The sequence below is a fragment of the Ulvibacter sp. 2210JD10-4 genome (genome assembly GCF_058148525.1).
On sequence record NZ_JBYVJZ010000003.1, the window covers coordinates 116221 to 136459 of the forward strand.

A 20239-nucleotide genomic window follows, 5' to 3' on the forward strand; every position below is an offset into this window, starting at 1 on the left:
TAATTAAGCTTTTTGCTGTTGTTGTTGGAATGTAATTTCGATAAATTCGGCTGGATGAGACAGTGCAACTTTGACTGATATTCTCATGATTCCGTTTTGAATGTCATCATTACTCATTGTAGTTCCCAGTCCAACGCTTACAGAAAATGCATCTGCAGGTTTAGGACCAACGAGTCCTCCTTGCTTCCAGAGTCCGGTCAGGAAATTGCTGATCATACTTTGGACTGTGACCCATGTATTTGCATCGTTAGGGTCAAAGACATATGCTTTTGCTGCATCTTTAATGGATTGTTCGATGTATATGAGTGTTCTCCGTACATTGATATATCTCCAGTCGTTTGAGTTTCCATCGAGAGTTCTGGCTCCCCATACTAGATTTCCCATACCTTTAAATGCACGGATGGCACAGACGGATTTACCGTTTATGGGTTTGTTTAGGTCTTCCTGCATTTCGTGATCTATTTTAACAGCAGGAGCAATGACATTTTGTACCCCCACATTGGCTGGAGCTTTCCAAACACCAATGTTGTTATCTACAGAGGTATAGATTCCTGCCATGGCAGCACTGGGAGGCATAAGATTTAATTGTTCCAGAATAGCATTCAATGCTAATTCATAGAATTTGCTCTGCTTCTTCATTGCAGCATCTGCTTTTCCCACTTCGATAGCTCTTTGTTCTGGTGTAAGACTGGTTACACCTGTAGGAAGAAATGTAGCATTTGTTAGATATGAAGTCATATCATTCAAAGCAGCTTTCTTTTTTGGGTCTTTCTCATTTGCAAATTCGCTTGTAAGAACTCCCTTCAATACAGTTAATGATGCGCTTGTCAAATTGTTACTGGAAACATCAGAACCTTGGTAAATGGTTGTATGTAACCAAGGGTAATATGCCGCTGCATAACTATTGGATTTAGGAAGCGTAGGGTTTACGTTGGACCTGAAAGCTTCTACACTTGCAGTTGGGTCACTTTCCGGCTCATTATACCCTCCGGGAATATCCAAAATAGCTACCCTGCTAGGCATATCCTCACCACAATGATTGATCATTTTGCCTTGAATAGAATAAGCATTGGCATATTTTGTAGCTAACGGATCACTGGCATTGTTCGTTGAAAATTCTACAAGATCCGGGATAACCAGCATGGTAGGCTCCGTTTCTTTCTTGAGTAAATCGATAGCCTTCGTAACATGGTTTTTATCAAGTGTTGAATTGTAATCTCCAATGCTCATAACATAACATGTTGAGCCTCCATTGGCATAAAAAAACTGGATTGCACTATGCATTCTGAAATTAGTTGTAGCAGGGCTTATTGAATACCCCTGGCCTTCATAAGTTAGATCCGGAACAGCCGGAGCTGTGGTTTTGGAAAGGTTAAATTCAACCTGTGGAGGTTCCTTACCGAAAAAGGTTTGAAAATCTGCTAAAGAGGTAACCCGTACGGCTTCGTTTATTAAACTTTCTCCTTTGAAGACAGTTTCTTTAGTATACCCTATAAAGACAGGAATAGCTGTTGGTACTGGCACCACGGAATTTCCAAAGGCATCCAGTTCCTGGATATATACTCCAGGAGTTTTCATTGGTTTTGACATAATGTTCTATTTTAAGTTAATATTGTATTCAAATGAATTTGTTTTATGGGCTACCCACCATTAGCGATTGTTAGTCCTTCGTGAGCGAGTTCGAGTGTTTCCACTGCAACTTCGTTTGCATCGGATTTCAGGTCGGTTCCTGTTATTTTAGTGGGCCATGCATTGGAGAGTGTCCATGTCATGGTTGGTTTTGCTGATTCGTCCAATAGTTGTATTACTACTGTTTCCCTTTTAATGGTATTCATTTTAATGGCATCATACCATTTCCAGAAATTATTGTCATTGACAAAGATTCCTTTTTTCAGGGTTACGTTTCCTGTTTTAGCAATTCCCGGCATTTTAATGGTCGAGAACAGTTTGCTATCGCCGTGTCTGTATTCTATGGGTTGTGTTTCTGTTTCTAATCCGGATATTTCTTGGAATGAAACGGTATCATCTTGTGATCCTAATTTTACTGTGAAATAAAACTTCGATAAGGGCCACACATTATCTTGAGCTTCTCCTGCCATGATTTTATGTTTTTAAATGTTATACAAATTGTTTTAATTAAGCTTTTTGCTGTTGTTGTTGGAATGTAATTTCGATGAATTCGGCTGGATGAGACAGTGCAACTTTGACTGATATTCTCATGATTCCGTTTTGAATGTCATCATTACTCATTGTAGTTCCCAGTCCAACGCTTACAGAAAATGCATCTGCAGGTTTAGGACCAACGAGTCCTCCTTGCTTCCAGAGTCCGGTCAGGAAATTGCTGATCATACTTTGGACTGTGACCCATGTATTTGCATCGTTAGGGTCAAAGACATATGCTTTTGCTGCATCTTTAATGGATTGTTCGATGTATATGAGTGTTCTCCGTACATTGATATATCTCCAGTCGTTTGAGTTTCCATCGAGAGTTCTGGCTCCCCATACTAGATTTCCCATACCTTTAAATGCACGGATGGCACAGACGGATTTACCGTTTATGGGTTTGTTTAGGTCTTCCTGCATTTCGTGATCTATTTTAACAGCAGGAGCAATGACATTTTGTACCCCCACATTGGCTGGAGCTTTCCAAACACCAATGTTGTTATCTACAGAGGTATAGATTCCTGCCATAGCAGCACTGGGAGGCATAAGGTTTAACTTTCTTTTTAGTTTTCCCAGAATAAATGCGTACTGCTTACTTAATTTCTTTAAAATAGAATCTGCTGTATCAATACTTACTTTACCGTCATCACTATTGCCATTATTTGTAAAACAAGAAATGATGTTTTCAACTTCCTCTTTTTTAATTTCTTTATTATCTGCAAACTCATCTTTTAATATACTTGCAATGGTTTGATAAGAACCGGAGTCGATATTTTTGTATGTTAGATCAGAGTCTTGGTAAATGGTTGTATGTAACCATGGATAATAAGCTGCTGCGTAACTATTGGATTTAGGAAGCGTGGGGTTCACATTGGACCTAAAGGCATTTACACTTGCAGTTGGGTCGTCTTCGGGTTCGTTAAATCCATTGGGAATATCCAAAATAGCTACTCTGCTAGGCATATCCTCGCCACAATGATTGATCATTTTACTTTGTAAGGAAAAAGCATCATTAACATTAAGTTCAACAGCATCCGGGATAACCAACATGGTAGGCTCCGATTCCTTTTTAAGTAAATCAATAGCTGCATTAAAGAGTTTTAAATCGAAAGGTGTTGCACTATAATCCCCAATGCTCAAAATATAGCAATCTCCGCCTCCATTAGCATAGAAAAATTTAACTGCACTATGCAATCTATTGATCTGGGTAGAGGGAGGTATGGTATATTCTATTTCGTTGATTTTAAAATCTGCTGCTTTAACATCTAAACTGGTGCCTGCAGTTGGAAAGGTTGTACCAGTCTTTATAGGCCCATAAATGGTTGTTGCTGCCGTATCAAAGTAAAAATCATCTTTTTTTCCTTTTATAGCAGCTGTTGGTGCAGCTGTACCTGTCACAAGAGGAACACCTACGGAAGGCCATGCTCCCGTTGTTTTTGGACCATAGATCTTTTTACCACTTGTATCATAAAAGTATTGGCCAACAGTTGCATTTGTAGCTGCAGTAGGTGTTGCAGTACCTGTTGCCAAAGTAATTCCGGCAGAAGGCCATACTCCCCCTGTTTTGGGGCCGTAGATCTTTTTCCCGGTAGTATCAATAAAATATGAGCCATCATCACCCGGTGTATTCGCTACAGGCGCTTTAGTATCTGTTCCTGTAATAATAATAGGTGCTTCCGCCCATGAGTAATCAGCCTTGGTGAATATTTTATTTTCGGTAGTATTGATATATAGATTACCAGGCGCACCCAACTTATCACTAGGAGAGGATGCTCCTGTGTATAAATCAGTACTATTGAAAGATGTACTTTGTGGCGGTAAAACCTTAAAAGAAATATTTGGACGTTTGGTAGGGTCCGGGTCCACATAAATGGATTGAAAATCAGCTAAAGAGCCAATTCTTTGTGCTTTTTTAAGCAGACTTTTTCCTTTAAAGGAAGTCATTTGCGTATACCCAATGAACACCGGTATGGCTGTTGGCACGGGTACTACAGAGTTTCCAAAAGCATCCAATTCTTTGATGTATACTCCGGGTGTTTTCATAGGTGCTGACATAATTTTCTATTTTAAGTTAGACATATATTATAGTTGTTGAACAGAATGTATTTTCATTCTCTTCAGAATTAATTGTTTTTAATTGTTCTGCGCTGGGGTTGGGGAGGTCGATTGACAAATCGGTTTTTCGATTCACCCGACTATCAATATAGGTTAAGGATAGTTGAGGATGAGTAGTAAGGTTCTTTTCTAATTGTAGGGGAGTAGATGATGTAAATACACTTGCTGTCTGTCCGCTTGTAATCTGTTCTTCAATGGGAGGAGCTGCAAACTTTTCTTCATTTAGAACAGTCAAATTCACGGTTTTCTTTGTCACTGTCCATGAATTTGGAAGAACAACCTGATACTGCCAGTATACTAGTCTTGTTTTAAACTGAAGTGTTAGTTTAACAGCTTCTTGTACGGTATCGATTATTTGAGGCACATTGATATGTACTACTCCAATACACTTTTCTGAAAAGACCGTGTCAAAATGATAAAATGTTTCAATTTGTTTTCCATTTACCCAAAGTTGGTAACTGCCATTTACTAGGTGAGCTGGATTGACAGGCGGATATTTTTTTTCTGAATCCGGTTCCTTCTGAATAGTAACTCCCTGATCATTCTTTATTTCAACCAAATTGTTGTCATCGGGAGGTGAAATTGGCAATACTGTTTGCCTTATTGGAACCAGATCTTCAGCAGTTACGTTTTCACCAACCTGAAGTGTAGCACTATTTTTAGAATTTTTAAAATAATACATCTGCTGTGTTGGAATTGGAGGTAAGTTGGTATAATTTAAAAATAAAGGATCTTCTATTTCCAATTGAAAATAGAGGTCATTCAGGTTTGAAAATTGAGTGGTAGCATCAAGGTTTGCTTGCTCAGGACCACCGGAATAAAAAGAAAACAGATTTTTCTTTTTCTGAATTAAAATATCATAATTACGTAGCTTTTTAGAAGTTTCAGAAAATGGAACGAGTTTAGTAACCGGACACACACCTTCATCGAAGTAGTTGTTTAATACTTCAATATTTAACCAATTATGATAGTGTACGTTCATCTTAATTCCGTTTTGGGTTTAATTTTTTGCCTAAACCTGTAATCGCCGGGGTCTCTTTTTTAATGACATCGTCCTGTATCGTAATCATCCGCATTTTATAAACAATGGATGGAACATATTTTGCACCTATTCCGCTCCAGATATGGCTGAGTTCTGTGATAGGAATATTGAATATCTCTAAGGTCAGTTTTGTTAACGGACTTTGCATCGACGGGTTTTCTTGTTTTGTAAAATAGGGGTTAGCCTGCAGGGCGGTAATTACAGCTGAAAGCCTTTTAAATGCTTCCAGATAGTTGTCAGAATCGAAATTTGCCGATATCAACAGGTATAGATTGAGGTATACGGGAGGCGCTACTTTCCCATAAGTATTATTTTCACCCTTTTTGTAATTGTCAAGTGATTTTCTATAAGTTTCATGCTCCATATTGATAACAGAAATAACAACCTTGTTTTCAACATTTTCTGCTATTGTTCCATCGGGATTAATTAAACTACTAGCAATTACAGTGTTTTTATCCAAGCCAAGAGAGGTTTTGACCGCTTGGTTTAGAAAATCTGTTAAGAATGTAAGTGCTTTTGTAATCATATTACTTGCTTTTATCTTTTTTAACCATAGTTTCGATAGCCCCGACAACGGTTCTTGTAAAATAGATGCCGGCTATACTTAAAACATAAGAAGCTATGAACAGTGGTTTTTCTTTTAATAATTCATTAAGATATGTGACGATATCCTCAGCATATCTTTCCAATATATAGGTCATTATTAATGCGATTGGTATAGCCAATAATCCCGCAAATAGAATCCATAAAAATTCTTTTGCCATAAATTTTTTAATGGCAGCTAAAAGTTTTTTCAACTTTCCTTCTTCCTTGGCCAAAGCCTCTTTTTCTTTTGCTAGTGCGCTACTCATGGCAAATCTTTATGAATTTTAGTGATCGTTTTACTTATAAAATAAAGGACAATGGCACCGACAATAAAACCTACTATAAGTGCCGTTGATTTTTCTACAATAATACCTTCCCATCTTAAAATTACCAGAAGAAAAACCAATACAATTGCTGTGTAATACACAGTAAAAGCGGTATTGCCAAAGAAGAACATTCGAGTGTCGGGTTTGAACATGGATATGATAAATCCAGCACCTCCAAATAGCACCACAAATGCCATAGCGAAAATTAGAAGGCTTTTATAATCTGAAATTTTTTCCAGCAAACCTTCCAAGTTTGTGAACATTGCCCAAACCTTACTTAAAAAGCTTTGCTCTTCCGGAGGATTGCCAGGCGGAGTATCTTTAGGAGGTGTTGTTGCACTCGCATCTGTATTAGTATCCGGTACCCGTTCTGAAACGTCTGTATTTCCTTTAGTATCGCCGGTGTGTCCTTCTGTTTCATTTCTATTTGGAGGAGGTGTGACACGGCAGAAACTAACTTCAATTGCCCTCCAAAAATCGGGATATCCTTTATCGTAGCCCAGTGCCCAAATACCCATTCCATTGATCCCTTTATCTTTAATTAAATTGAGTTTTGCAGACATGCTATATTCACTATCTACCCAACATTGCCTGAATTGGTTTTTTCCATTATCATCTATGATATAGCTATACCATACACTTTGACTAATAGAATCATATCTGGGAGTTGCATTGGCATTGGTCATTTCAGTTTTTATGTAGTCGAAAGTTCTCGGGCCAATATTTTTTTCTACTTTAGAACCCCTTTCCCCACTTTTTGTATTCCACATATATCCATAGAAAGGGAGCGCCAAAATCAATTGGGATGGAGGAACTTTATTTGCCAAATAAAAATCTACAGATGTTGTAAGGTTATATGGGTCCCAAATTTTCCCACTGTTTAAAGGAGCCACCGGACCAGCTGCTTTGCTGGAGATACCATAGTAATCATATCCCATAATGGCGAACTGATCCACAATAGGAATTAATACTTCAAAATCGAGATATTTTTCCCAATCTACAGCGGGTACAGTTAAATAAATCAAATAATTCTTATTGACTTTTTTTAATTCCTGATTAAGTAATGTGATAAAACTTGAGAAATCATTTTTCTGAGACTTTAAAACTCCTTCAAAATCAATACAAACTCCTTGTGCGTTTTGATTTTTCAATAACTGTTTTATTTGATCGATAAGCGTTAGGATCGCTGAGTTATTTTTCAGAAATTTTTTATTATTTGAATTTCCAAAATTGGTAACCGTTAGTAACACATTATTTCCGTGAACTTTAGCCGAATCGATTACCGGTGTGGTTTCCCAATCATGAATTGTTTTTGGATTTCCGGTATGAGGATCAAGCTCGTATGAGAAGTAGGCAATGGTCTTAAGTAGAGAATAATTTAAATTTTTATGCAAATTTTTATCCCATGAAGGATACCATCCAAGAACTTCATAGTTTAATTTATTATTATTGATCCGTTTGTATGGTCCTGTACTTGGTCCATTCTTATTAATTGAGTTGCGATAGTCGTACTTTCCTCTAAGAATTCTTTTATGCCGCCGTACATACTTTCTGGCCAATGCAGCAGGATTGTCATTGTGGAAGAAATTTTTAAAAGACAATAACTTTTCAATTGCAGTAAGATCTTTTTTAAAAGTACTCACCTCTTTTTTAGCTGTTTTAGTTGAATCTTCCTGGCAGAAGATTTCATTCCCAAGAGAGCCACTCCAACAAATTGTTAGAAGAGTATACAATACCACGGATTTTATTTTTGGGTATAAATGCATTAATACTTTTTTTTAAATCAAAATACTTGAGCAATAATCAAAAAGAACAACAACAAATTGCCAGATTCTACTTTCGAAACAGTATATGTTTTTGTAGATAGATTTGAGATAATAAGATTAGAAAGAAACTCAGAAAAATCAAATAGGTATTTATACGTAATTTATTAAAAACCAACTAAAAACCAATTTTATAATAGCTAAACAGATCGCCAAAAAAGGAGTTTTATAAAACAAAACTACTCTTTCATATATTTTAATTTGGTGTTATAGTTGAAGCTGAAATAAGCCAGTTACCGATCTTTTTTTTGTGAAATTTATAGAACCAATAAAAATTATGATTGATCATTCCAACATAAAAAAGAGTACTTTTAGGAGTAACAATGTAAATCTCTTTAGAAAATTAGGCAAACCAACGATGATGAAAAATATAGATAAAGGTCCGTCTATTATTTCTATAGATATTGCTAATTTGACTAACACTTCAAAACGAACTGTAAGTAATACACTTAGTTTACTACGAATGGATGGACAATTGGAATATCATTCTGAAAAAATTATCAATTCTGTGAAGAGCTTAATTTTTTGTAGTTTAAAACACAATAACCAACACTATGGAAAAACCGTTAATTATTACTCAGCTTAGTAGTTTAAAAGACAGGCAACCTACACATGCACTTGTAAATAATCTTGATCTGGTCATTGTTAAGTTTGATGATGAAGTTTCGGTATTGTTTGGAAGGTGCCTGCACCGTGGAGCTCTTATGGCAGACGGTTATATTGATGGACATAATATTATTTGTGGAGTTCATGGATGGGATTATCGTTACGATACCGGTGTTTCAGAATATAACAACAAAGAGATACTACATAAGTTTAGTACTAAAATAGAAGGAGACAATTTATATGTAGATGAAGTTGAAATTGAACAATTTTTAACAGACCAACCTCAACCTTTTAACCGGGATGAATATTTAGGAGCCTATGCAGATACACATCCGGAAGACACTGAACCTTATACAGGATATATAAAGGAACTGGCAAAGAATGGGTTGAAGAATTTAGGCCATCATGGTTTTTCAGCCTCTATGGGAGTAGACAGAAATACTTTACCCAAGTGGAGTGATATTCAGTTCTTACCTGCACAATTAGCTAGTAGGCCGTTGTTAGACCATGAAGAAGTTGCAACAAAAGTTGTTATTGGCCCAAAGGCTAAAAAACCGCTTGTGATCGATATCCCATTGTTTGTAAGTGATATGAGTTTTGGTGCTCTTTCACGAGAAGCAAAAATTGCTTTATCTAAAGGGGCAGAGTTAGCCGGAACAGGAATTTGTTCGGGGGAAGGAGGAATGCTTCCGCAGGAACAAGAGAATAACAGCAAATATTTTTATGAGTTAGCTTCTGCGCAATTTGGGTTCTCCTGGGATAAGTTAGATCATGTACAGGCTTTTCATTTTAAGGGTGGCCAGGGAGCTAAAACAGGAACAGGAGGGCATTTGCCGGGGAATAAGGTAAGTAAAGAGATCGCTTCAGTTAGAGGGCTTTCCGAAGGAGAAACGGCGATATCACCAGCAACTTTCCCCGATTTTCACGGGGTAAAAGATTTTAAGGTATTTGCAGAAAAAGTAAGGGAATACACAGGAGGAATCCCAATTGGATTTAAGATTGCTGCAAGTCATATAGAGAATGATATTCAATTCGCCCTGGATGTAGGCGTAGATTATATCATTCTGGACGGACGTGGTGGTGGAACAGGTTCTGCACCTACTATTTTACGCGACAATATTAATGTGCCAACCATTCCGGCATTGGCCCGTGCAAGAAAATATCTTGATAAGGTAGGAGCAGCAGATATTACTTTGGTCATTACAGGAGGCCTTCGTATAGCAGAAGATTTTGCAAAAGCATTAATGCTAGGAGCAGATGCTATTGCTGTATCTAATTCGGCTTTACAGGCTATTGGTTGTTTGGGAATGCGTGCCTGCGGAAGTAACAATTGTCCGGTAGGAATTGCTACGCAAAAAGAATCGCTTAGAAGTAGGTTGATGATTGATTCTTCAGCGAAACAACTTCACAATTACTTTGATGCTACAAATAATTTAATCAAAGTAATCTCAAGAGCTTGTGGTTATGATAATATTTCAAAATTTAATCATAACGACCTTTCCACCTTTAGTTTGGATATGAATCATTTAACCGGGATTAATTATGCCGGAACTAACCCCTAAAATAATTAACCTATGGAGAAAATGTTACATCTTGCTGCACAATACCTTGCAGCAGCAGGGATAAGTTTCTTAGATAAGAAAGAAGACGATAGTCATACCAATATTGGCTTTTCAGTGGAAGAAGGAAACATGTATACACGTCCGTTAAATGATATGGCAGATACACTTTCTTTAAATTATGAACGATTTACTTTGGAATGGAATTCATTTGATACCCGAACAATTTTCAGACTTGATGGAGCTACTCATGAAGAGGCACTTAAATGGCTAAAGGAGGTTACATCTTTGTCTGGCTTCAGTAGGCCATATACTTATGAATTTCATTATGACCTGCCATATTCAATTGAAAAGAACTTTACTTTCAAATTATTGAATGGAAATAGATTACAAGAGTTACTACATTTCAGAACTTTAGCTCAAATGGTTTTAGAATCTTTTATTGAAGAACACAGCCTCAAATCTGAAATTAGAGTCTGGCCACATCATTTTGATACAGGTGTTTTTGTTACTTTGGAGGATAGCTCAGGAATTTCCATTGGATTAGGGCTTGCTGTTCCCGATAGTATTTGTGATGAACATTATTTATATATAAGTGGTTATCAAGGACATGAAAGTTTAGATACTTCTGCCTTTAAAGATTTAAGTATTGGAGAGTGGAAAACAGGGAACTATAAAGCCGCTATCTTACCGGTAAAAGATATTGATGAGGAGACGGCTTTGAAGTTTTTTAATGAGGCTTTTTCAGTTTATAAGAAGTATTGCTAAACTACCATTTAATTTATAGTCGCTCCATTGTTCACGTCATCGGTATCAGGGTTTACAAAAACCAATTTACCATCCGGTGTTTCAGTCATTAGGATCATTCCTTCACTATCTACACCACGCAAAGCTCTGGGTGCCAGGTTTACCAAAACGGTTACTTTCTTGCCAATAACTTCTTCAGGGCTAAAACTTTCGGCAATCCCCGAAACAATGGTACGCACATCAATACCTGTATCTACCTTCAAGACCAATAATTTCTTAGTTTTTGGCATTTTTTCGGCTTCAATGATAGTACCTACCCGCATATCGAGTTTAGTGAAGTCATCAAATTGGATAGTATCTTTTTGAGGTGCTACAGTTGCATTCATAGCTTCATTGGCTTTTTTACTGGCTTGTAATTTATCTAATTGTTTAGAAATTTGCTCTTCTTCTATTTTACTGAACAATAACACTCCTTTTCCAATGGTATGACCTGTTGGAAGCAGTTCTGTTTTTAAAGTAATGTCATTCCAAGTTGGTTTTACTTCAAGTTGAGAATGATTCAATATTTTTTTTAGTTTTTCTGAAGTAAACGGAAGAAATGGTTCACATAATACTGCTAATGCCGAAGCAATTTGCAAAGCGATATACATGACCGTTTTGGTTCTGCCTTCATCGGTTTTGATAGTTTTCCAAGGTTCTTCATCTGCCAGGTATTTGTTTCCTAATCGAGCTACATTCATTAACTCCATTTGTGCTTCGCGGAAACGATACCGTTCGATAGAACTTGCTATTACATTAGGATAGGCTTGTAATTCCTTTAGAGTTTGCCAGTCTGCTTCAGAGAATTCTGAATGTTTCGGAATTACCCCATCATAATATTTGTTGGTCAATACTACCACACGATTGATAAAGTTTCCAAAAATGGCAACTAACTCATTATTGTTGCGCGCCTGAAAGTCAGCCCAAGTAAAATCATTGTCTTTGGTCTCAGGAGCATTTGCTGTTAATACATAGCGCAATACATCCTGTTGGTTAGGAAATTCTTCGAGGTACTCATGTAACCATACGGCCCAGTTTTTACTGGTTGATATTTTGTTGCCTTCTAAATTTAAAAATTCATTAGCCGGGACATTGTCCGGTACTATATAACTGCCTTCTGCTTTGAGCATGCTTGGAAAAATAATACAGTGAAACACAATGTTGTCCTTTCCTATGAAGTGCAACAATTTTGTGTCTTCATCTTTCCAATAGGGCTCCCAGTCTTTGCCTTTAAGTTTTGCCCATTCTTTAGTTGCCGAAATGTAACCAATAGGTGCATCAAACCAAACGTAAAGTACTTTTCCTTCAGCGCCTTCAACCGGGACCGGAATTCCCCAATCCAGGTCACGAGTTACGGCACGGGGACGCAAACCATCATCGATCCAGGACTTACATTGTCCATACACATTGGTTTTCCAATCTTTTTTATGCCCTTTAATGATCCATTTCTGCAACCAGTTTTGATATTGGTCTAAAGGTAAAAACCAGTGTTTGGTTTCTTTTAATGTTGGTATTGCACCGCTAATGGCACTTTTAGGGTTAATTAGATCTGTTGCATTATGTGAAGTACCGCAGTTTTCACATTGATCACCATAACTTTCTTCAAATCCACATTTAGGACAGGTTCCTATAACAAAACGGTCAGCTAAAAATTGTCCGGCTTCTTTATCGTAAAGTTGCTCTGTTATTTTTTCAATGAATTTTCCATCTTCGTATAATTTCTTAAAAAAATGAGAAGCTGTTTCATGATGAACTTTCGCAGAAGTACGGGAATAGTTATCAAAAGAGATTCCAAAATCTTGAAACGATTGTTTAATGACAGCATGGTATTTATCAACCACCTGTTGTGGAGTAATTCCTTCTTTTTTTGCTTTAAGGGTAATAGGGACACCGTGTTCATCACTACCGCAAACAAAGGCAACGTCTTTTCCTTGCATACGCTGGTAACGTGCATAGATATCTGCGGGGACATACACTCCTGCCAAATGCCCAATGTGTACCGGGCCGTTGGTATAAGGCAATGCAGCAGTAATAGTATAACGTTTAGGGTTCAGGCTCATAGTTTTTCCGAAAGCACAAAAATAGGGATTTTATCTTCGGAAGCAGACATCTATAAAAAAGAAAAGTCTTCCAATATCGCAAGACTTTTCAGAAAACAATATAATTTTATTTAATAAGAATCGATTTACTATAGAACTGTCCGCCTAAGGCAATTCTGTAAATGTATTGCCCATAACTTAAACGGTTTCTAATCGCAGCTTTTACATCAATACTATGTCTGCCAGAAAATAGCACCTCATTTTTAAGAGTTCCAATTTCCTTTCCTAGTATATCATACAGCTTTATATCTACGTGACCTGTGATGGGCATTTGTAGCTCGATATACGTTCTGTCGTTTTTATAAACAGCTACATGAGACAAACGGGTCACATCATTGAAATCTGCTACAGAAAGTGTTTCACAGGATAACCCAAGCTCTAAATTTTCATAATTTTGATTCAATAATATCATATTTACTACAGACGGGTCCAGGCAAAACCAATCTGTTAATACACTTGAGTATACATTCCTAAAATCTGTAGAAGGGATTAGGTTGTCATTGGCATCCCAAGTACTTAAGTCCGGATGCGATCCTACAAAATCACTTCCGTTAAGTCCCGGGCCAAAAAGCATTACAGGGGATGCAGCTCCATGATCTGTTCCATTTGAACCATTTTCATAGGGACGTCGGCCAAATTCTGAAATTGTCATTGACAGGACTTTGTTTTGTATACCGGAGGCAGTAAGGTCATCGTAAAAGTTTTTCATAGTATCCGCAAGGTCCTCTAAGAGTATACGATGATCGTCTGCCTGATTAGCGTGGGTATCAAAACCATTTAAAGTAACCATATATACTTTGGTACCAAGACCTCCTTTGATCATTCGCGCTACAATTGCCATTTGACTTGCCAATTCTTCGTTAGAATAAGAAACAGCATTATTGGATGCTACATAGGCATCGTGAATTACCCCGGCATAGGTAAAAGTAGTATTTGCCGTGGAGCGCATAAAAAATAATTTATCTCCGTAAACGCAATCAGGAAGGTTATTAATATCATGCAAAGCCCCATTTACGGCGACATTAGCCAATTGGTCCGGGTTAGCTACAGAAAAAGCGTAATTAGTCTCTACTCCGTCAAAAACAAGATTTCCTATACTACCAATTTGAATAGCAGGTGGAATCTCGGGCGGATTGATCAAATAATCCGGATACAAATCTTCAAAATATCGCCCCCACCAACCGGTAGGTTCAAAATTGATATCATCTGTAGATGCCCATATTTCTGAAGACCGGAAATGTGATAAATTTTGCTGAGGATAACCTACTCCATGTATCACTTTCATGTTTCCATCACCCCATACCGACTCTAAACTACTCATATAGTCAGGGATGGCAAAATCTGCATTGAGATTTATAAGATTATTTTGTTGGTGCCTGATAGTAGGGCGTAAATTTGCATAGGTTGCATAATCATAAACAGGAACAATGGTGTTTAAACCATCATTTCCTCCTTTTAATCTGACAATAACCAAAATATTTTCATTGTCACTTTGCGAAAGTGCTACAGAAAGAGGTGAAGGCTTCGTTGCAGATATTGCATTATTGGCAAGCATCATACTTCCTGCCCCGGCTAAGCCTAAAGCCTGAATAAAAGAACGTCGGTTCCATGTAGAATGCTCTTGGTCATGTATATTTTTATCTTCTTTTGAAGAAGATGAATTTTTTGGAATATGGTGATTGTTACACATAGCGACTTTTATTTAAGTTGAAATTCTGGCATTCTGGCAATATGCTTTAATAGTAATAGAACCTGATAAGGAGCTTCGGACCAACTTAAATTCCACAAACCCTGATCGTAGTAGTTCTGGGGGATATCCCATTTAAAAATATCTGTTGCGATCACATAATCTCCGGGGCTATGCAATTCTTTAGCCATAAAATGATCGACCAATACTTGTGTTATGAATTCCGGGTCATTACTATCATTGGTTAGATCACGTGCAAGGTCAACTAATGTAAATTCAAAACCATTATCAAACAGAAAGTTTACATATAGCTCCATAAGCTGCCAGCGTCCGGTTAATGTAGAGGAGTTAATCCAGGTTTCATCACGTTGCCAGCCGGAAACATCGGGAGGGTCAAAAATATCTTGTCCTATGAGGCTGGAAGCATAAATAAAGGCATCCATTAAAGTATTATCGTAAAAGAATCCGGTTTCATTTACAAAACTAAAGATCACATCGAAAGGGCTTTTTACTACTACGCCTAAAGCACGTTCATCAAAAAAGTGTTCGCTTTTAAATAATTCTTTTAGGACAGGGACCAATTCAAAATTATTGTTGACCAATGTTTGCGCTAATGGCTGAATAATATCCTGTTCTATTGTAGCATCAACCTCGGGGCTTACAAAAAACTTGTAGAGCTTGGTGCAGATATAAACTGCAATTTCGTTGGTTCTTTCTTGAAATAATATGTTTATCACATCATCATACCCCCAAAACCCAGTTTGATTAAAAATGGTCTTTTCTCCTGCATCGTGAGTGCTGCTGTCAAAATAAATTTGAGCTCCGGCTTCTGTCCAATGGTTGTATCCGGTCAGTGCCCGTGCAGTTTCTGTGATATCGGTTTCGGTATAACCGTTTCCTTCACCCAAAGTAAATAATTCATACAATTCACGAGCATAATTTTCATTGGGGTTGAAGTTGGTGTTTTCAAATCCGTTTAGGTATAAAAGCATTGTAGAATTTATACCAATAGCATGTACAAAGTCTTTGAAGTTGCCTAATGCATGGGTTTGTAAAATATTATAATACTGGTATAAATATGGAGAATAGAAATAGACCTCCAGTTCGGTAACAAAGTGATTCATCCAAAAGGAGATGAGCCTGCCTCTAAGCTTTTCTGAAATGAGATCGTTTCCACTTTGTAAACGCCATTCAGCTATATATTGTTCATTTTCAGGCTCAAAATCTGTAAAATCACTTACAACATAATTACCCCAAAAAGGAGCTGGTGTAGGGGGGAGATTAAAAGCAGCATCTACTAGATTGTCAATGAATTGACCAGGAGTGAGTGCAAGCGCAGTATCTACATCGGCTTGTGATGCACCAAAACCAAGACGGCGATAAACATGCTTAATTTTGCTGGTATTCCACGGATTTGGACCTGAAGGGACATAGGGAGCAAGTGTAGAAGTATTGCAAGAAGTATTCGCAATTGTTTCCATAGGTTATGGTTTTACAGGGTTTGTGGCACTTAAAAATACTGAATTATAGCTATTTACAAAGTTTTGAGCATAATTTTAACTAAAAAGTTTAAAATTTTATCTTTTGACATGTACATTTAACGGATGATTACGCCTCCATATTTAAAACCCGGAGATACTGTCGCAGTTGTGGCTACAGCACGAAAAATCTCTAAAAAGGAACTACAACCTGCTTTGGATTTATTAAGCAATTGGGGATTAAATGTTGTTTTGGGAAAAACAATTGAAGCCGAACTTAATCAATTTGCAGGAGATGACCTGTTGCGGTCAAATGACCTTCAGCAAATGTTAGATGACCCCGGTATTAAAGCTATTTGGTGTGCCCGGGGAGGTTATGGTACAGTACGTATTATTGATTCGCTGGATTTTTCAGAATTTAAAAAAAATCCGAAATGGATTATTGGTTATAGTGATGTTACCGTTTTACATTCACACATTCACAATTTTCATATTAAAACCTTGCATGCTCAAATGCCTTTACAGATTGAAATGAAAAGTAAAGAAACAGCGATGAGTATTAAAAGAGCTCTTTTTGAAGAGCCCTATGAGATTAGTTTTATCACAGAAGGGAAATTAAACCGGAGTGGGAAAGCAACCGGACAATTGGTAGGCGGAAACCTTTCTATCCTGTATTCGCTTTGCGGAAGTAATTCAGCAATTAATACAGGTGGGAAAATACTTTTTATTGAAGACCTTGATGAATATTTATATCACATAGACCGTATGTTGCAAAACCTAAAACGCAATGGAATGTTTGAAGGTCTTTCTGGGCTTATTGTTGGTGGAATGACCGAGATGAATGATAATACTATCCCTTTTGGAAAAACTGCAGAAGAGATCATATTGGATGTAGTTTCGGACTTTGACTTTCCTGTGTGTTTTGACTTTCCGGCAGGACATGTAAAAGATAATAGAGCTTTAACATTGGGAGGAGATATAATCTTAGTGGTTAATGCAAAAAGAGGTCACCTCAAATTTTCTTAAATGGCTTATCACAACGAATTAGGAAAAATAGGGGAACAACTGGCAGTAGATTACCTATGTAGTAAAGGATATGAAATTTTGGATCGCAATTTTGTTTTTAACAAGGCGGAAATTGACATAATCGCTAAAAAAGTTAACCAAATTGTTATTGTTGAGGTAAAGACCAGAAACAGTGCTTATTTTGGAGATCCACAAGATTTTGTTACTAAAGGGAAGATAAAACTCCTTATAAAAGCGGCAAATGAATATATTATTGAGAATAATATTGATCTGGAAGTACGTTTTGATATCATTTCGGTCTTAAAAAATAAAACCATGGAACAGGTAGAACATTTTGAAAATGCATTTTATCATTTTTAAGGGTTTAATAAGTACGTTTGTATACATTAAGACGATATTCCTGTCGTCAAAGAATATATTTACAATAAAATTGAGAAATGTCTAATACTTTCCAACTTATAGATATTATACTACTTCTGGGGATTTCTCAAGGGCTTTTTCTCTCAATAACGCTTCAATTTATTTCAAATACCAATCGCAAGGCAAATATTATCTTATCGGTTATTTTATTATTTGCAATGGTTATGCTTATAGGGCGTTTTTTATATGTAAGACATTTAAGTTATGTTATTTTTCAATGGAGTTTGGTAGTAGATTCTATTGTTTTTCTTTTTGGCCCTTTGCTATACCTATACATTAAACGCTTTCTTTTTAAATCTGAAAAAAATAATTTTTTACCTTTTTATCATTTTATTCCTTTTTTCGCATTACTCATCTTATCCCTGTATTTTGTTTTTGCTTACACAGCGGAAGGATACTATCAATTTTTTATTGAAAATAATATAATGAAGCTCTTTAACATTATAGCCTTTTGTATGATTGCCTTTAATAGTGTATATATAGTTTTCTCATTTCTATTAGTGAAGAAATTTAAAAAGGCAGAAAAGCATACCTTATCATTTGATCAGAATCCGTTACTTTATCTCTATTCCTTTTTAATTGCCTTTACCCTTTGCATTGTAGCCTGGCTTTTAAGTTTTATTAACAGTACTTTTTTGGACACCTATTTTACCTATATAAATTATGATAGTATTTGGGTGGCTATTCCATTATTTATATATGTTATTGGCTATTTTAGTCTGAAACAACCAGAACTTTTCAGAATTCCTTTTGAAGTAAAACCGAAGGAGAAAAAAGACAGGCTTTCAGAACAGGAATCTATGATTCTTAAAGAAAAAATGGATAGCTTAATGATCAATGAAAAACTATTTCTTCGGAATGATCTAACGCTCGTAGATGTAGCAGAGATACTAAAAACGTCTACAAATAATGTTTCCTGGCTTTTAAATAATGTATATAACACCACTTTTTATGATTTTATTAATGGGTATCGCGTTAAAGAGTTTGTTTTTAAAGTGCAGAACAAAGAATATCTAAACCGTACTATTTTAGCTTTATCAATGGATGTTGGCTTTAATTCTAAATCTACTTTTAACAAAGCTTTTAAATTAAATATGAAGGACACTCCCAGCAATTATATAAAGAAGTATCGGGCCGCATAAGTTTTACGTATTGATGTATCCAGACGGTCGATTTAAATGATTTCTAAAACTAGTTTTGGAGTTAAACTTTAAATTTTAGAATCATGAAAAAGAATACAATCACCTTATTAGTTTGCTTTTTAGTAACAATTTCCCATTTTGCACAAACTGTTACTACCTTTACGGACGGCACCCCGGATGATGATATTGCCATAGACTCCAATGGAAATATTTACTGCTCCAACTATGTAGGTGATACCGTTTTCAAATTTACGCCTTCCGGAGTTGGGACTCCGTTTATTACGGGCTTGGTTACCCCCAATGGGCTTGCTTTTAACTCTAATGATGAGCTGTATGTTTGTGATGGGCAAGGAAATACCATATACAAATATGACATTAATGGCATTCAATTAGAATCTTATGGTGGCCCCGGTGTTTTAAACCACCCATCTGGCATCGCCAAATCACTTGGCAGTGATACTATGATCTTTTCTGAATTCACAGGAAACAAAATTAGCGGTCTGGCTCCTGATGGAACAATTACCCCAATTTCTTCAGCTCCTGAATTGAGTGGTCCGGTGGGGCTGGCAATTGATGAAAATGGGGTGTTGTATGTAGGGAACTATAATAATCGTGAAATATACAGGGTTCTTGCCAATGGTGATCTGGAATATATTGCACAGCTTCCAACAGATGGAGGTTCTTTTCCAAACCTTGGCTTTATAGCTTACGCACAGGGGATGATTTGGGGAACCACCATGGGAAGTGATAAGATCTATGCCGTGAATCCTAACGCAAAAGATGAAATCTTTCTTTTTGCCGGGAGTACACAAGGGAGTATGGATGGTGATATTGGTGTGGCTACATTTAACACGCCAAATGGAATTGCATTTGACGCAAGTGGAAATACTATGTTTATCACTGATTTTGGAACAAAAAACCTTCGGATAATCTCAGATGTTGTTTTAGAGGTAGAAGAAATTATGTTAAAAAAAAGTGAGGTTAGGCTTTTCCCAAATCCGTCAAAAGAAATATTGAATATTCGCGCTTCATTGCCACAACCGGCAAGTTATGGTATCATAGTTTATGATGTTTCAGGAAAAGAAATATTTAAAAAGAATATAGCATCCGGAACTAATCAAATTTCGGAAACAATTAACGTGAGTAGATGGAGCAGAGGAACTTATCTCGTGGAAATTAGATTTGACAACTATACAATCGCAAAAAAAATGGTAAAGTAGTGGGTTAGTTCAATATGAAAGGCCAAAGGATTTATTCTTTGGCTTTTTTTATTTATGAAAAGTTTTTAGCACATCCATAAAGACTAAAATAAGTAGTATATGATGTAAGTTAGGTAATAAAATCGAGATGTAATTAATTTAACTTTACTGTATGATAATAAA

Annotated in this window: 17 protein-coding genes; 7 read left to right on the forward strand and 10 right to left on the reverse strand. The window is 36.6% G+C overall.

The features are described 5' to 3' along the window. Positions 1 to 3: 3 nt before the first annotated feature. Genes ACY2RT_RS08600 through ACY2RT_RS08630 form a run of 7 tightly spaced genes read right to left on the reverse strand, consistent with a single transcriptional unit; the run spans position 4 to position 7964 of the window. Complete coding sequence (locus ACY2RT_RS08600) at positions 4 to 1590, reverse strand: phage tail sheath family protein (protein WP_490155503.1); 1587 nt, start codon at positions 1588 to 1590, stop codon at positions 4 to 6. Positions 1591 to 1640: 50 nt separating this feature from the next. Further along, a complete protein-coding gene (locus ACY2RT_RS08605; RefSeq protein ID WP_490155502.1) occupies positions 1641 to 2099 on the reverse strand; it encodes a phage tail protein in 459 nt (152 codons plus the stop codon). A 37-nt stretch (positions 2100 to 2136) separates the two neighbouring features. Next, on the reverse strand, positions 2137 to 4218 hold the full coding sequence (locus ACY2RT_RS08610; RefSeq protein WP_490155504.1) for a phage tail sheath family protein: 2082 nt from the start codon (positions 4216 to 4218) through the stop codon (positions 2137 to 2139). A 16-nt stretch (positions 4219 to 4234) separates the two neighbouring features. After that, positions 4235 to 5260, reverse strand: coding sequence for a hypothetical protein (locus ACY2RT_RS08615; RefSeq protein ID WP_490155505.1), 1026 nt, complete (start codon positions 5258 to 5260; stop codon positions 4235 to 4237). Between the two features lies 1 nt (position 5261). Then, the gene (locus tag ACY2RT_RS08620) at positions 5262 to 5846 is read right to left on the reverse strand and encodes a Pvc16 family protein (protein ID WP_490155506.1); all 585 of its coding nucleotides are present in this window, start codon (positions 5844 to 5846) and stop codon (positions 5262 to 5264) included. A gap of 1 nt (position 5847) precedes the next feature. Continuing rightward, a complete protein-coding gene (locus tag ACY2RT_RS08625; RefSeq protein WP_490155507.1) occupies positions 5848 to 6171 on the reverse strand; it encodes a hypothetical protein in 324 nt (107 codons plus the stop codon). After that, complete coding sequence (locus tag ACY2RT_RS08630; RefSeq protein ID WP_490155508.1) at positions 6168 to 7964, reverse strand: glycosyl hydrolase family 18 protein; 1797 nt, start codon at positions 7962 to 7964, stop codon at positions 6168 to 6170. Before ACY2RT_RS08630 ends, ACY2RT_RS08625 begins: the two co-directional genes overlap by 4 nt. A 367-nt stretch (positions 7965 to 8331) precedes the next feature. On the opposite strand from ACY2RT_RS08630, the gene ACY2RT_RS08635 reads away from it, so the two are divergent. Genes ACY2RT_RS08635 through ACY2RT_RS08645 form a run of 3 tightly spaced genes read left to right on the forward strand, consistent with a single transcriptional unit; the run spans position 8332 to position 10987 of the window. After that, positions 8332 to 8640, forward strand: a complete 309-nt coding sequence (locus ACY2RT_RS08635; protein ID WP_490155509.1) for a hypothetical protein — start codon at positions 8332 to 8334, stop codon at positions 8638 to 8640. Continuing rightward, the gene (locus tag ACY2RT_RS08640; RefSeq protein WP_490155510.1) at positions 8609 to 10222 is read left to right on the forward strand and encodes a glutamate synthase-related protein; all 1614 of its coding nucleotides are present in this window, start codon (positions 8609 to 8611) and stop codon (positions 10220 to 10222) included. The genes ACY2RT_RS08635 and ACY2RT_RS08640 overlap by 32 nt, the downstream gene beginning before the upstream one ends. Positions 10223 to 10234: 12 nt before the next feature. Next, positions 10235 to 10987, forward strand: coding sequence for a hypothetical protein (locus ACY2RT_RS08645; RefSeq protein ID WP_490155511.1), 753 nt, complete (start codon positions 10235 to 10237; stop codon positions 10985 to 10987). Between the two features lie 8 nt (positions 10988 to 10995). On the opposite strand, the gene metG is transcribed toward ACY2RT_RS08645, so the two are convergent. The 3 genes from metG to ACY2RT_RS08660 form a co-directional block, all read right to left on the reverse strand. Further along, positions 10996 to 13065, reverse strand: a complete 2070-nt coding sequence (gene metG, locus ACY2RT_RS08650) for a methionine--tRNA ligase (RefSeq protein WP_490155512.1) — start codon at positions 13063 to 13065, stop codon at positions 10996 to 10998. Between the two features lie 106 nt (positions 13066 to 13171). After that, complete coding sequence (locus tag ACY2RT_RS08655; RefSeq protein WP_490155513.1) at positions 13172 to 14794, reverse strand: DUF1501 domain-containing protein; 1623 nt, start codon at positions 14792 to 14794, stop codon at positions 13172 to 13174. Positions 14795 to 14802: 8 nt separating this feature from the next. Beyond that, a complete protein-coding gene (locus ACY2RT_RS08660) occupies positions 14803 to 16272 on the reverse strand; it encodes a DUF1800 domain-containing protein (protein WP_490155514.1) in 1470 nt (489 codons plus the stop codon). A 123-nt stretch (positions 16273 to 16395) separates the two neighbouring features. Between ACY2RT_RS08660 and ACY2RT_RS08665 the strand changes: the two genes are divergently transcribed. The 4 genes from ACY2RT_RS08665 to ACY2RT_RS08680 all read left to right on the forward strand — a co-directional run bounded on the left by ACY2RT_RS08665 (position 16396) and on the right by ACY2RT_RS08680 (position 20077). Further along, positions 16396 to 17295, forward strand: a complete 900-nt coding sequence (locus tag ACY2RT_RS08665; RefSeq protein WP_490155515.1) for a S66 peptidase family protein — start codon at positions 16396 to 16398, stop codon at positions 17293 to 17295. Further along, positions 17296 to 17655 carry a YraN family protein gene (locus ACY2RT_RS08670; RefSeq protein WP_490155516.1) on the forward strand — a complete coding sequence of 120 codons (360 nt, stop codon included), beginning with the start codon at positions 17296 to 17298 and terminating at the stop codon, positions 17653 to 17655. 77 nt (positions 17656 to 17732) lie between these two features. Beyond that, on the forward strand, positions 17733 to 18857 hold the full coding sequence (locus tag ACY2RT_RS08675) for a helix-turn-helix domain-containing protein (protein ID WP_490155517.1): 1125 nt from the start codon (positions 17733 to 17735) through the stop codon (positions 18855 to 18857). An 83-nt stretch (positions 18858 to 18940) separates the two neighbouring features. After that, positions 18941 to 20077: a T9SS type A sorting domain-containing protein gene (locus ACY2RT_RS08680; RefSeq protein WP_490155518.1), complete on the forward strand. Its 1137-nt coding sequence runs from the start codon at positions 18941 to 18943 to the stop codon at positions 20075 to 20077. The last annotated feature ends 162 nt before the right edge of the window (positions 20078 to 20239 follow it).